The organism is Micromonospora sp. ZG13 (assembly GCF_059359355.1).
In genome coordinates this window covers 72,095-85,206 of record NZ_JCADBQ010000008.1, presented here as the reverse complement: position 1 = coordinate 85,206, position 13,112 = coordinate 72,095, and the positions used below count along the sequence as shown (strand labels likewise).

Sequence of the window (13,112 nt, the reverse complement as noted above, 5' to 3'; positions counted from 1 at the left end):
GTACAGGTGTTGTCGCTCCGAGGTACACATGGAACAGGCGCCACCGACTGGAGGACGACATGTCACTGATGCAGCGGATCACCACCTTCCTGCGCTCGCCCAAGGGCCAGCAGATGGTCGACCGTGGCCGGCGCGAGCTGGCCAAGCCCGGCACCCAGCAGAAGCTGAGGGGCCTCGCGGCCAAGTTCCAGAACCGCCGCTGACCGTCACCGACGCCCTCTCCGACCCCCGGGAGACCCTGTGACCGATTCCGCGCCCACCGACGACCAGCCCGTCGCCGGGGGACCGCAGCCGCCGGCCGTGGTTCCGGCACCGACGCAGGAGGCCACCGAGGCGCCGCCGCTGAAGCTCTGGGACCGGATGCGGGAGGACCCGCAGTACGCCCCGGAGCACCTCGCCCTGGAGGCCGTACGCCGGCTGGGGCCGGAGGCGGCGCAGTGGGCCGCGCGGGCCCGGGCCGAGCAGCCCGGGGCCTCCGCCGAGGCCCTGGCGGAGCAGGCGGTACGCAAGTTCGTCAACCACGCCCGCCTCTCCGGCGCGGTCTCGGGCGCCGCCGGGCTGCCCGGTGCCGTGATCGACGTGGGGGTGCTGGCCTGGACCCAGGCCCGGATGGTGCTGCACATCGCCGCCGCGTACGGCGTCGACCCGCTGCACGGCGACCGGGCCACCGACCTGCTGGTGTTGCAGAAGGTGCACAAGGTCGCCGAGAGCGCCCGGCTCGCGCTCGGGGTGGCCGCCGGCCGGGAGCGCGCCGGGGCCCTCTTCGGCAGCGGCGGGCAGAACCCGCTCGGGAAGGTGATGCTGCGCCTCGGCGTACGCCTGGCCCAGATGGCCGGGGTGCGCGCGGCGAAGCGGGTCTTCGCCAAGGTGGTGCCCGGCGCGGCGATCGTCCTGGGCACCTGGGCCAACTCGTCGGCCACCAAGGACCTCGCGGTGCGTTCCCGCGCCCTCTACCGGCAGCACGGCGGGCCCAGCGTCCCCGAACCCCGCCAGCCCTGATCCGGGCCCCTCGACGCCGCCTGCGCGCCCGGTCCGTACGGGCCGGTGCGCCGGGTGGTGGGGTCAGGAGCCGAGGCCCGAGGCGCGCCACGCCACGTCGGCCAGGCGGTCCTGCCCCGCGGCGTTCGGGTGGAACCAGTCCAGCGGGTTGACCAGCTCCAGGTCGAACCGCACCCGGTGCACCGCCCCGCCGTCGTGCCGGCAGCGCGAGCCGTACGCCTTGCAGGCGGCGGCGAGCTGCGTGTTGTAGTCGGCGATGCGCTCCCGCACGGCCGCCCGGCGCGCCCGGTCGAGCGGATCCGTCGAGGTGGGGTTCGCCAGCAGCGCCGGGCAGACACCCCGCTTCCAGGCCCGCACCGCCCGCGCGTCGGTGTGCCCGACCTCCCAGAGCCGGTGCAGGTTCGGCACGCTCACCACCAGCACCCGCGCCTTCGGCCGGCCCTGCCGCAGCACCCGCAGGCCGCGGTCGACGTCGGCGCGGAACTGCTTGACCGGGGTCATCGCCTCGATGCCGCCGCGGCACACGTCGTTGGCGCCGATCAGCACGGTGACGTGGTCGACGCGGTCGCGTACCGCCCGCTGGGCCTGCCCCTCCAGCGACGCCGCGCGGGCCCCGGGGCTGGCGTGGTTGTGGGCCCGGCCCCGGATCGCCGGGTTCCGGTCCAGTAGGCGCCGGTAGAGGCTGTCGACGCGCAACCCGTCGCCGGTTGACCAGGAGTTGCGCTCGCACGAGACGAGCACCAGGCAGGAGCCGAAGCCGGTGCTGATCGAGTCGCCGAGGGCCGCGATGCCGCCGGGCGAGCCGGGCGACGGGGTCTCCCGGGGCGGGCGGGAGCCCGGCTCCCCGCCGCCCTCGCAGGCGAGCGCGACCAGCGCCAGCAGGCAGGCGGCCACGGTGACCCAACGTCGAGGCATACCATCCCCAGTCCCGCAGCGGAGAGCGACAGCGCGGCAACTCTAAGCGCGGGCCCGGTGGGGTGGCCCGCCGCTGTCGACTATGCGGCAGAGGGCTGTTCCGGCGCGGCTGCGCGTGCTAGGCGCGCGGATCGCGCGCCAGGCGGCGGTCGGCGTGTCGGGCGGGATCAGGGACTCAGACGGAGGTCAGCGCGCCAGGCGCCAGGGCGCGGCCTGGCCGTGCAGCCACCAGTGCAGGGTCCGGGTGATCCGGGGCAGCACGAGGTAGGTCATCAGCGGGGTCAGCGTGAGGGTCATCAGGAGCACCCGGGCGGCCAGCGGCACGTCCGGGAGGAACCGGCTGGTGAGCAGCGTCGCGGTCAGGCTGAGCGGGAAGAACGCCAGCCAGATGGTCACCGCCTGCTTCCAGCGCGGTGGGGAGGGCGGCGGGACCGTCGGCTCGGCGCTGACCGGCACGGTCTGCGCCACGTGCTCCCGTGGTGGGTCGAACCAGCCCTCGACGCCGGTACGCCGCTCGACCCGGGTGTGCTCGACGATGCCCTGGGCGGACGAGAGCCACCAGTGCCGCTGCGGGGACTCCTCCCAGCGGTGCAGCGTCTCGTGGTCGGCGAAGCGGTAGATGATGTGCCACTCCCCGGAGCCGGGCGCGCTGCGTACCCAGCCGGACCCGAGGAACCCCGGGAACGCCTCGGCCAGCGCCGTGCCGGCCCGCATCCAGGCCACCATCTCGCTGGTCCGGGCGGGGTCGGTGCGCCGGGCGACGGCGACGGTCACCGGCAGCGCGTGGGTCATCGTCATACCGGCCATCCTCTCCGGTCGGAGCCGGTTCGACAGGCTCACCGGCCGCCGGTGTAACGCACCCCACCAGCGGGGTGACGCGGCCCACCATCAGGGCTGACGACGGTGCGCCGGCGGGGGCCGACGCGGGCGACCTGCGGGGTCGTCCGGCAGGTCACGGGGCGGGCGCCGAAGGACTTCACGGCGTACGCCGCCGACGCGGCGGCCCGGGGCGCCTGGCGCACCGACGAGGGCGCCCGGGGGAGCCGACCGGCCGGGGCGGGTTAAGCGGGTCGATCGGGGGTAGGTCGGTGCAATGACGAGATCGCAGCCCCGGCGTGCCCGTGGCACGGTCGGCCACGCCTACAGCGCGCTCAACATGCGGCTCCTGCTGGCCGGGTTCGGGCTGGTGACCATGACCGTCTTCGCGGTGCTGGCGTTCAACGCCGACGTGGTGTGGCTGGGCGTCCTCTGCGTGGTCTTCGCGGTGGTCGCGGTGGTCGATCTGATCATCATCCAGCGCCGCCGTGCCGCCCGCCGCCGGGAGGAACCGGGAGCCCGCCACTCACTCTTCGAGTGACAGGAGTACGACATGCCCATCGCGACCACGAATCCCGCGACCGGACAGACGCTCAAGACCTACGACCCGATGTCGGCGGAGCAGATCGACGCCGCGATCGAGCGGGCCGACCTGGCGTACCGGCAGCTGCGCGGCACCACGATCGACCAGCGCGGTCGCTGGCTGAACGCGGCGGCCGACCTGCTGGAGGCCGAACGCGACGAGATCGCCCGGCTGATGACCACCGAGATGGGCAAGACGTACGCGTCGGCCAGGGCCGAGGTCACCAAGTGCGCCACCGCCTGCCGCTTCTACGCGGCGAGGGCGGCCGACTTCCTCGCCGACGAGCCCGCCGACGCGGGGGCGGTCAAGGCCACCCGGGCCTTCGTCCGCTACCAGCCGATCGGGCCCGTGCTCGCGGTGATGCCGTGGAACTTTCCGCTCTGGCAGGTGCTGCGCTTCGCCGCGCCGGCCCTGATGGCCGGCAACACCGGCTTGCTCAAGCACGCCTCCAACGTGCCGCAGACCGCGCTGCTGCTGGAGGACCTGTTCCGCCGCGCCGGCTTCCCGGAGGGGGCGTTCACCACCCTGCTCGTCGGCTCGGCCGAGGTCGACCGGGTGCTCAGCGACCCCCGGGTGCGCGCGGCGACGTTGACGGGCAGCGAGGGTGCCGGCCGGTCGATCGCCCAGATCGCCGGCCGGGAGCTGAAGAAGACCGTGCTGGAACTCGGCGGCAGCGACCCGTTCGTGGTGATGCCGTCGGCCGACCTCGACCGGGCCGCCGAGGTCGCCACCACCGCCCGCTGCCAGAACAACGGTCAGTCCTGCATCGCCGCCAAGCGCTTCATCGTGCACGCCGACGTCTTCGACGCCTTCGCCGAGACGTTCGCCGCGAAGATGTCGGCCCTGCGGGTCGGCGACCCGATGGACCCCGACACCGACGTCGGCCCACTGGCCAGCGAGGGCGGGCGCGACGAGGTCCACGCCCAGGTACGCGACGCCGTCGACAAGGGCGCCACCGTGCTCTGCGGCGGCGAGCCGCCCGCCGGCCCCGGCTGGTACTACCCGCCGACGGTGGTCACCGACCTGCGCCCCGAGATGCGGATGTGGTCCGAGGAGGTCTTCGGCCCCGTCGCGGGCCTCTACCGGGTGTCGTCGTACGAGGAGGCGATCGAGGTGGCCAACGGCACCTCCTTCGGCCTGGGCTCCAACGCCTGGACCCGCGACCCCGAGGAGCAGGAGCGCTTCGCCACCGACCTGGACGCCGGAAACGTCTTCATCAACGGGATGACCACCTCCTACCCCGAACTGCCCTTCGGCGGCGTGAAGAACTCCGGCTACGGCCGCGAGCTCTCCGCGCTCGGCATGCGGGAGTTCTGCAACACGAAGACCGTCTGGGTGGGCGAGGGGGCCGCCTCGGCGGGCGCCGGGGCGCACGCGGAGTAGCCCGCTCCGGTTCGCCGGCGTAGCCGGGCGCCGTCATGGGTACGGAGTGACGCCATGACGGTGTTCGGCTTCCACGCGTCCCACGAGCAGATCGATCCCCGCGCCCTGCTGGAGGCGGTGATCCACGCCGAGCGGGCCGGCTTCGACGCCGCCATGTCCTCGGACCACTTCGCGCCCTGGAGCGAGCGGCAGGGCCAGTCCGGTTTCGCCTGGTCCTGGCTGGGGGCCGCGCTCCAGGCGACCAACCTGCCGTTCGGGGTGGTCAACGCCCCCGGGCAGCGCTACCACCCGGCGATCATCGCCCAGGCGATCGGCACCCTGGGCGCGATGTACCCGGGCCGGTTCTGGGCCGCCCTCGGCACCGGCGAGGCGAGCAACGAGCACATCACCGGCGACGCCTGGCCGCGCAAGGACGTCCGCAACGCCCGGCTGCGCGAGTGCGTGGACGTGATCCGCGCGCTGCTGGCCGGCGAGGAGGTCAGCCACGACGGCCTGGTACGGGTCGACCGGGCGAAGCTGTGGACCCGACCGGAGCAGCCGCCGGCGCTGATCGGGGCGGCGGTCAGCGTGGCCACCGCCCGCTGGTGCGCCGAGTGGGCGGACGGTCTGATCACCGTGAACGCCCCGACCGCGCACCTGCGGGAGATGATCGACGCGTACCGGGACGCCGGCGGGCGCGGGCCGCTGCACCTGCAGGTGCACGTGAGCTGGGCGCCGGCGCAGGCCGAGGCGGAGCGGATCGCGTACGACCAGTGGCGCAGCAACGTCTTCGCCCCGCCGGTCTGTTGGGACCTGGAGACCCCGGAGCACTTCGACGCGGTCTCGCAGGACGTGCCGATGGAGAAGGTCCACGACGTCGTGAACGTCTCCGCCGACCTCGGGCGGCACGTCGGCTGGCTGGAGGAGTACCTGGAGCTCGGCTTCGACCAGATCGCCCTGCACCACGTCGGGCAGGAGCAGCGGGACTTCATCGACGCGTTCGGCGCCGAGGTGCTGCCGAAGCTGCGCAGCGCCGGCTGATCTTGATCTTGTCTGTAAGACGCATCAATTGCTGTACACACTGCGAGCGGCCCGAATCTCCTTCGGGGGCGTTTGGAGCTTTCCTGATTGAGTAGCGGCCCCGGACCAACCCGGTCCGGGGCCGCTGCGGTGTCGCCGGTCAGGTCCGGGGGCCGTTGGGTCCTCGGACAGTGGGCCGTCGGTGTACCACGCTCCAGGAGGGCTTAGGACACGAACTCCGGATCACGTTCAGCAGGTGGGGATCGTCCCTGAACCGACCCTGACGTTGCCGGAATAGATCCAGCCCTTCCGCCAACCGGTGTCGTCCGGGTCGACGTAGTACCAGGTGTTGCCCGAATCGGGGTTGCGGTACTTGCACACAGCCCACAGTTGCGTGGGCACGCCCATGTCGGACCACCCGATGAAAGAGCAGCCCGCAGCCGGCCCATACCTCAGTCGGATCGATTTGGTGGTCACAATGCTCACGCCGGTGGTCCCGCCGCTGGGGTCCCAGTTGCAGTTCACGCCTGCGGGAGCCTGGGGGGCGGACATGGTGTCCGCCTGAGCGGCTGCTGACGCCGACGGCATCACCGCGAAGGCTGCCGCCGTGACACCGAACGCGATGGCGGCGCCCCCCGCAAGTGCCCTTCGCTTCAGTTCCAGCATGTGCTCCTCCTCTGGTAGGGAACGGATCGAGAGGGTTCTGCATCGATCTGGCGTCAAGCCTGAGCGGCGTTTGGTGATGCGGGGAAGGGTCTGAGCTGGGCGGAACAGTTCCGCACACGCCGCCTTGACGGTCGACCCTGGCCCGCGCGGTCGAAGTGATGGCGGTCACAGTCGGCAACGAAGCCGGATATCCGAAAGTATGAATATGTGGCCGCCGGGATGCTGGTGGTCCCAACTGAATCGAGACCGCCTATGGGGGAGTGTCCTGTGTTGCGACCGCCGGAACCGGATCCGTCCATGAACGTCCGAGAGTTCGTCGTTGCCCTGCGGGCTCTACGCCTGTGGTCAGGGCTGTCGTACCGGGAACTGGCCGCGAAGGCACGGGCGTCGGGAGGGACGCTTCCGCCCAGCACGATCACCTCGATGCTCGGCCGCAACACCCTGCCACGTGCCCCACTGATCGTGACGTTCGTCCTGGCTTGCGGCCTGGATCAGGAAACTGCTGACCGGTGGGCCGCGGTGCGTAACAGCATCGCCCTGGAATCCGAGCGCCCGGTGTCACGGTCTCCCGAGTCATTGGCACCGCCATCGGACAGCAGCGCCGGGCAGACACCAGCGGAGTCCCAGGTGAAGCGACACTCGCGATTGCGGCCAGTGGTGGCCGGCTTGGGCGCCCTCGGGCTGGTGATCAGCATCGCGGCGTTTCTGCTGCAGGAACGAACCGGTAGCCAACACAAAGGCGTCGTAGCCGAGCCCGAGTTGCCACCTGAGGGCTGGTTCCTCATCCAGCCTGCCCACATTCCCGACCACGGCTTCTGTATCGGCGAGGGCCGTGAGCGCAATCGTCGTACCGATCGCCCTCTCGCTGTCCAACGCCCGTGTGCCGCGATCGTTCCGGACACCTACCTCGCCGCGACGGGCATCGGCAGTGTCTACGAGATCCGGTGGCACCATCCGGAGGAAGGCGTTGGATGCCTCACGGTCGACGAAGCGCTGACAGTCGACGAAGCACTGGTAGCGCCCGCTGAGTGCAGCGGGGCACCCCACCAGCGCTACCAACTGGAGCCGACTCGGACACCGGAGTCGACCGGCTACCGGATCCGGCCGACCCACAGCAGCCTCTGCCTCGGAATTCTCGGCGGACTGGCGGACGTAGAGAACGGAGCCGAGGTCGCTCAAGCAACATGTACCGGAGCCGCGGACCAAGTCTTCGTGCTGAAGCCAACAACACGTTCCTCCTGAACCGGTTGACCAAGACGCGCGGGCAACCCGGCCCCGGCGGCACGCCGCCCCGCCCCACCCCGCCCGGCCTGGCGGCCAGTCGGGGCGCCCGGCGGCCAGGGCCGAGCGGCCCGGGTCAGGGCAGGCGGCGCACGAGGACCTGTCCCGGCCACGGGTCGCGGCCCGGGCGCTCGACCGTGAACGGATCGGTGGCCGTGAAGCCCTGCCGCTCGTACCACCGGACCAGCGCGCCGTCGTCGCCCGCGTAGCAGTCCACCCGGAGCAGGCCGAGCCCGCGCTCCCGGGCCAGCTCCGCGGCGTACGCCAGCAGCCGGCCGCCGATGCCCGACCCGGCGTGCGCGCGGTCGGTGACCAGCAGGTTCACGTACAGCTCGGGTTCGGTGGCGGGTGGCACGTACGCGGTCGCCGCCCCCACCACGAGCGCGCCGACGGGGCGCTCGGCGAGCGTCGCCAGCCACAGCCCGCCGCCGGTCGCCCAGGCCTCGGCCTGCGCGATGCGCCGTGGGTCGGTCGAGGCCGGTCCGGTGCCCCACTGGCCGGTGCGGCCCCGCGCCGCCAGCCAGGCGGTGGCGTCGTCGAGCAGCCGCAGCACGGCGGGCGCGTCGGTCGGCCCGCCGGGACGCAGACCCGGGCTCTGCTGGTCGCTCATGACGGACATGCTGCTACAACCAGGTGCCTCGACGCGAGCAGGCCGGACTGGACGTCGGCCCTCGACGCCGCGAGCCCCGGCCAGGGTGGCGGTCTCCCCGCGCTCGTGCTGTCGAGCTGATGTCGTGGACGATTCACCGCTCCGGGCGTCAGCTACGCCAATCGCCAGGCTCTGGGCCGGCTGACCGTGGTCAGGGCGCCGCCGGCCGCCAGCCCCCGGTGAGCGCGACGAGCCGCTCCGTGGACAGGCAGGAGGTCAGGCAGCGTTCCTTGGCGTCGCTGGTCAGGCGGGCCGTCCAGTCGGTGAAGCCGCCGTCGCCGAGTTCGACCTCGTCGACACCGTCGCCGGCGGTGATCCGCAGCGCGGCGTCGACGTAGTAGCCCCGGCCGCGCCGGCGCTCCGGCTCGTCCACCAGCGGCACGCCCGACGGGCCGAGCGCCGGCCGGACGGTGTCGGCGATCCGCTCGCCGACGACCGGGCTGTCGAGCACGGTCAGGCGCACCCGGGCCGCCGCCGACTGCGGCAGCAGGGCGGCGAGCACCGTGCGCCAGTACGCCAGGTGCAGGGTGAGCAGCCGTGCCTCGGTGCGCCCCGAGCCGGTGTCGCGGGCGCTCGAGACCAGCGTGAAGAGCCGGAAGTGCGCCGAGAGGCCCGGCCCGAAGTCCTGCGCCCGCAGCACCCGGTGGCAGGCGGCCAGGTGCACGGCGCCGTCGCCCGGCTGCCCGCGGCGGCGTACCGCGGCCTCGATCGCGAGGGCGTTGGTGGGGTCGCTGACCACCTCGGTGGCGCGCAGGGTCGTGACGATCCGGTCCTGGCTCACCGGCGCGACCGCCGAGCAGGTGCCGAGCGGCGCGACGGGGGAGAGGTCGACGCCGGCGAACTGCGCCGGGAGCAGTTCCCACAGGCGGGCCTCGACGGCGGCCAGCGCACGCGGGTCGGCCGCCGCCGGCCGGGTGAAGCGGTCGCTGCGCCAGCGGCGGACCAGGTCCGCCGGGCGTACCGCCGCCGCCCGGTCCCGCGCCACCGCCAGCAGCAGCGTGCGCAGGTCCGCCGTGGCGAGGCGGGCCAGGGCGGTACGGGTGCCGTCCGGCAGCCGCTGCCACACCCGCCGCTCCACGTCGTCCATGCGGCCACCCTGTCGTACGCCCCGGCGGCCGTCCACCTGAATTGGGCGGGCGGCACGCCCGCGTCGCGTGACGAGGTCCGACCAGTGTGGTGGCCTCCCTCGGATTCGGGGGAGGTCACCACACACGTGGTGCGATCGAGACGACCGATCGCCGGGGTGGGTCCGTCAGGACAGGGCGCAGGCCGCGCCGTTGACGGTGATCAGGCCGGGTGCCGGGTTGGCGCCGCCGCCGGTCACGGCGTTGAAGCCGAAGGTGACGGTGCCGCCGGGGGCGATGCGGGCGTTGTACGACTCGTTCTTCGCGGTGACCGTGGCCCCCGCCTGGGTCGTCTTCGCCAGCCACGCCTCGCGTACCTGCTGGTCGCCGGTGAAGGCGAAGCGGGCCGTCCACCCGTCGACGGCGCTGGTGCCGGTGTTGCGGATGGTCACCTGGGCGGTGAACCCGGTGCCGCCCTGCCAGGTGCCGTAGTTGGTGTACGTGGCGGAGCAGGTGGGCGCCGGCACCGCCGCCGAGTCACCCTGGTCGGCCAGGAACGAGGCGATCCAGGCCAGCGCCGAGTTCCAGTTGATCGCCACCTCGTTGGTCGCGTACGAGTTGATGTCGTCGACGTAGCAGAACATCGGCTTGCAGCCGGCGAGCAGCTTGGCGGCGAACGGATCCTGGAGGGCGGCGTTCGGGCCGCCGGCCAGGGAGCCGGCGGGCGGCTTCGGCAGGTCGGGGTCGAGCTGGTGGCCGAAGATCCGGCTGTGCTGGTTCTCCGCCGCGTGCTCGCCCCAGCCGGTCACGTACGAGATGTTCAGCGCGTTGCGGCCGAGGACGTAGTCCATCGCCTGCACCGCGCCGTCGCGGTACTTCGCGTTCCGGGTCAGGTCGAAGGCGGTGGCCAGCACGACCGCGTTGTTGATGATGTTGCTGTTGCCGCCCCAGAAGTAGCTGCCCGCGTCGCCGGGCATGGGCAGCCCGTACGCCTGCCGGGCCGCCTCGGCGAGGTGGGCGTCGGCGGCGGCGGTGACCGAGGCGCGTACGCGGGCCAGGTCGGCGGCCGGCAGCCCGTTCGGCACGGTGGCCAGGTCGAGCCGGCCCAGCGCGGCGACACCCTGCCAACCGAAGCCGCGCGGGTCGAACACGTCGCCGGTGTGGTGCGCCGACGCGGTGAGGTCCGCCAGGTACGCCTGCTCGCCGGTGGTCAGGTAGAGCTCGACGGCGGCCCAGTAGAACTCGTCGGTGACGTTCGTGTCGTCGTACGCGCCGCCGCCGGTGCTGTCGGCGGGGCTGGCGTACCGCGCCGGGTTGGCCTTCGCGGCGGCGTAGGCCGTCTTCGCCGCGGTGCCGCAGCGCTTCGCGAAGGCCGCGTCGTAGGGGGCGAACAGCCGCGCGCACTGGGCGGCGACGGCGGCCAGGTTGAGCGTGGCGGCCGTGGACGGCGGGTGCAGCTCGCGCTGCTCGGGGTCGTCGTGCGGGGCGAGCGGCAGCCCGGTCCAGTTCCGGTCGTGGATCTTGTGGTGGGCCATCCCCGCGAGCGGCTTGCCGGCCGGCACCTGCATGCGCAGCAGGAACTCCAGCTCCCAGCGGGCCTCGTCGAGGACGTCCGGTACGCCGTTGCCGCGCTCGGGCACCCGCAGCGTGCTGTCGCCGAGGGCGGCGCCGTGTCCGGCGGTGGCGGCCGTGCGGGTCCGCTCGAAGGTGTTCAGCAGCTGGTAGGTGGCGATGCCCCCGTTGACCACGTACTTGCCGTGGTCGCCGGCGTCGTACCAGCCGCCGCGCACGTCCAGGGAGTAGTCGCAGACGCCGGGCTGGCAGGGCACGGAGGTGTCGCCCTTGTTGGGTGCCACGCCGAGGTGCCCGGCGGGGCGGGCGTACTCCGCGCCGATCAGGTCGCCGTCGATGGCGATGCCGCTGCGCTGGGCGTAGAAGAACTGGAGGGAGTCGGCGCGCAGTCGGTCGTAGAGGGTGCCCGAGATGTCGAAGGGGTGGCTGGTCTCGCCGTCGACGGTCAGGGTGAGCCCCGCCCCCGGCGTCCGGTACGACGAGAAGTCGAGCGTCTGCACGTTCTGCCCGGAGGCGGCGTCGACGCCGCGCGGGGTGGTGGTGCCGCTGGCCAGGACGGCGCCGGCAGCCGAGCGCAGCTGCCAGGGCAGGGCGTCGGTCGCCGCCGTCACCACGGTGGCGTTCTTCGGCCCGCCGGGCAGGTAGCCGACCTGGTTGACCCGCACCCGTGGCCCGGTGTCGGGCACGTACGGCTCGGGCGGGTCGCCGCCGCGCAGGGAGACGTCGTCCAGGCAGACGGTCTGCTCGGCCGCGCTGCCGCCGACCTGGAAGATCAGTTGGGCGGCCGGGTTGCCCTCGGCGACCGTGAACGTCTTCTCGAACCGCTGGGCGGTGCCGCCGGCGGTCGCGTCGACGCTGGCGTACGTCGTGTAGGGGGCGGTACCCAGTTGCAGCACGGCCTTGACGGCGGTGCCGGGGGTGGCGGAGACGTCGAAGCCGAGGGTGTACTCCGCCCCGGCGACCAGCGGCACGCCGTCCTGGCCGATGCCGGCGTCCCACGGGTTGGCCAGGCCGCCGGGCACGGTGGTGCAGAGCCGGCCGTCGGTGACGCCGAGCGCGCCGGTGCCGTAGGAGAACCAGGGGGACACGCCGGCGCTGAAGTCGCCGTTGTCGATCTGCTCGGGGGCGTCGGGGGGCGGTTCGGCGTGGGCGGCGCCGGCGGTGACTGCGGTCAGGGCGACGGCGGTCGCGGCCGCGAGCAGCGCGAGGCGGCGTGGGGATGGCGTCACGGGTGTTCCTTCCGGACGGCTGTGGGGACGGGAAGGTGGTGGCGACCTGGGAGCGCTCCCAGGTCGTCTCGATGGTTCCAGTGCCTCCGCCACCCTGTCAATCGATCCGGCTGGATGGTTCGGAACCGCCCCCCGGAGGCCCCCGGGACAGTGAGATTCGCCGCGCGACGCGCCGAGGTCCCGATCTCCTAGAGACAACCGAGCCCTCCGCCTGGCAGGCTGCCACCCATGACCCTGAAGCTGCGTTCCGTGGGAACGAGCGACCGTGGGCTGATCCGCAGTGGCAACCAGGACGCCCTGCACGCCGGCACCTGGCTCGTCGCCGTCGCCGACGGCATGGGCGGGATGGCGGCCGGCGACCTGGCCAGCGCGATCGCCATCGAGGCGGTCGCTCCGCTCGACGTGGAGACCCCGGAGCACGCGCTGGTGGCCGCACTGCAGAGCGGCATCGAGCAGGCCACCGCGCGGATCCACCAGGCGGTCGCCGAGGATCCGGAGCGGCAGGGCATGGGCACCACCCTCACCGCCCTGCTCTTCGCCCGTACGGGCAGCTGCCTGGCCCTCGCCCACGTCGGCGACTCCCGCGCCTACCTGTTCCGCGAAGGCGTGCTCAAGCAGATCACCCGCGACGACACGTTCGTGCAGCTGCTCGTCGACCAGGGGGTGATCACCCCCGACCAGGCCAGCAGCCACCCCCGCCGGGCGGTGGTCACCCAGGCGTTGCAGGGCGAGGAGGTCTCCCCGGCGTACGCGACGATGGTGCCGTGGCCCGGCGACCGTTGGCTGCTGTGCAGCGACGGGCTGTCCAACGTCGTCCGCCCGGACACCCTCGCCGAGGTGCTCGCGGAGCACCCGGACCGCGCGGACTGCGCCCGCCGGCTCATCGACCTCGCGCTGCGCGCGGGCGGGCCGGACAACGTCACGGTGGTCGTCGCCGACGTCGTGGAGGAGTGAGC

13 protein-coding genes are annotated in these 13,112 nt (G+C 73.1%); 7 read left to right on the top strand and 6 right to left on the bottom strand.

Annotation, left to right across the window (positions count from 1 at the left end):
• Positions 1-59 precede the first annotated feature (59 nt).
• Positions 60-203, top strand: a complete 144-nt coding sequence (locus tag AC5L34_RS18310) for a hypothetical protein (RefSeq protein WP_172896546.1) — start codon at positions 60-62, stop codon at positions 201-203.
• 37 nt (positions 204-240) lie between these two features.
• Positions 241-999, top strand: coding sequence for an EcsC family protein (locus AC5L34_RS18305; RefSeq protein ID WP_441176408.1), 759 nt, complete (start codon positions 241-243; stop codon positions 997-999).
• Between the two features lie 63 nt (positions 1,000-1,062).
• Here AC5L34_RS18305 and AC5L34_RS18300 read toward each other — a convergent pair whose 3' ends face one another.
• Positions 1,063-1,914, bottom strand: coding sequence for a GDSL-type esterase/lipase family protein (locus AC5L34_RS18300; RefSeq protein ID WP_357719292.1), 852 nt, complete (start codon positions 1,912-1,914; stop codon positions 1,063-1,065).
• A gap of 186 nt (positions 1,915-2,100) precedes the next feature.
• Complete coding sequence (locus AC5L34_RS18295; protein ID WP_441176410.1) at positions 2,101-2,712, bottom strand: antibiotic biosynthesis monooxygenase; 612 nt, start codon at positions 2,710-2,712, stop codon at positions 2,101-2,103.
• Between the two features lie 295 nt (positions 2,713-3,007).
• On the opposite strand from AC5L34_RS18295, the gene AC5L34_RS18290 reads away from it, so the two are divergent.
• The 3 genes from AC5L34_RS18290 to AC5L34_RS18280 are packed head-to-tail and all read left to right on the top strand — an operon-like array spanning position 3,008 to position 5,716.
• Complete coding sequence (locus tag AC5L34_RS18290; protein ID WP_363895854.1) at positions 3,008-3,271, top strand: DUF6343 family protein; 264 nt, start codon at positions 3,008-3,010, stop codon at positions 3,269-3,271.
• 12 nt (positions 3,272-3,283) lie between these two features.
• Positions 3,284-4,696, top strand: a complete 1,413-nt coding sequence (locus AC5L34_RS18285) for an NADP-dependent succinic semialdehyde dehydrogenase (RefSeq protein ID WP_494826075.1) — start codon at positions 3,284-3,286, stop codon at positions 4,694-4,696.
• A gap of 54 nt (positions 4,697-4,750) precedes the next feature.
• A complete protein-coding gene (locus AC5L34_RS18280) occupies positions 4,751-5,716 on the top strand; it encodes a TIGR03885 family FMN-dependent LLM class oxidoreductase (RefSeq protein ID WP_441176412.1) in 966 nt (321 codons plus the stop codon).
• Between the two features lie 228 nt (positions 5,717-5,944).
• On the opposite strand, the gene AC5L34_RS18275 is transcribed toward AC5L34_RS18280, so the two are convergent.
• Positions 5,945-6,361, bottom strand: coding sequence for a hypothetical protein (locus AC5L34_RS18275; protein WP_363895863.1), 417 nt, complete (start codon positions 6,359-6,361; stop codon positions 5,945-5,947).
• 297 nt (positions 6,362-6,658) lie between these two features.
• On the opposite strand from AC5L34_RS18275, the gene AC5L34_RS18270 reads away from it, so the two are divergent.
• Positions 6,659-7,603 (top strand): RICIN domain-containing protein, encoded by a 945-nt coding sequence (locus AC5L34_RS18270; RefSeq protein WP_441176413.1) that lies wholly within the window; start codon positions 6,659-6,661, stop codon positions 7,601-7,603.
• A 115-nt stretch (positions 7,604-7,718) separates the two neighbouring features.
• Here AC5L34_RS18270 and AC5L34_RS18265 read toward each other — a convergent pair whose 3' ends face one another.
• From AC5L34_RS18265 to AC5L34_RS18255, 3 genes are all read right to left on the bottom strand, one after another.
• On the bottom strand, positions 7,719-8,252 hold the full coding sequence (locus tag AC5L34_RS18265; protein ID WP_441176414.1) for a GNAT family N-acetyltransferase: 534 nt from the start codon (positions 8,250-8,252) through the stop codon (positions 7,719-7,721).
• A 190-nt stretch (positions 8,253-8,442) separates the two neighbouring features.
• Positions 8,443-9,378, bottom strand: coding sequence for a hypothetical protein (locus AC5L34_RS18260; protein ID WP_494826071.1), 936 nt, complete (start codon positions 9,376-9,378; stop codon positions 8,443-8,445).
• Between the two features lie 165 nt (positions 9,379-9,543).
• Positions 9,544-12,156 carry a glycoside hydrolase family 9 protein gene (locus AC5L34_RS18255; protein WP_494826069.1) on the bottom strand — a complete coding sequence of 871 codons (2,613 nt, stop codon included), beginning with the start codon at positions 12,154-12,156 and terminating at the stop codon, positions 9,544-9,546.
• Positions 12,157-12,384: 228 nt separating this feature from the next.
• Between AC5L34_RS18255 and AC5L34_RS18250 the strand changes: the two genes are divergently transcribed.
• Positions 12,385-13,110, top strand: coding sequence for a PP2C family protein-serine/threonine phosphatase (locus tag AC5L34_RS18250; protein WP_101409115.1), 726 nt, complete (start codon positions 12,385-12,387; stop codon positions 13,108-13,110).
• The last annotated feature ends 2 nt before the right edge of the window (positions 13,111-13,112 follow it).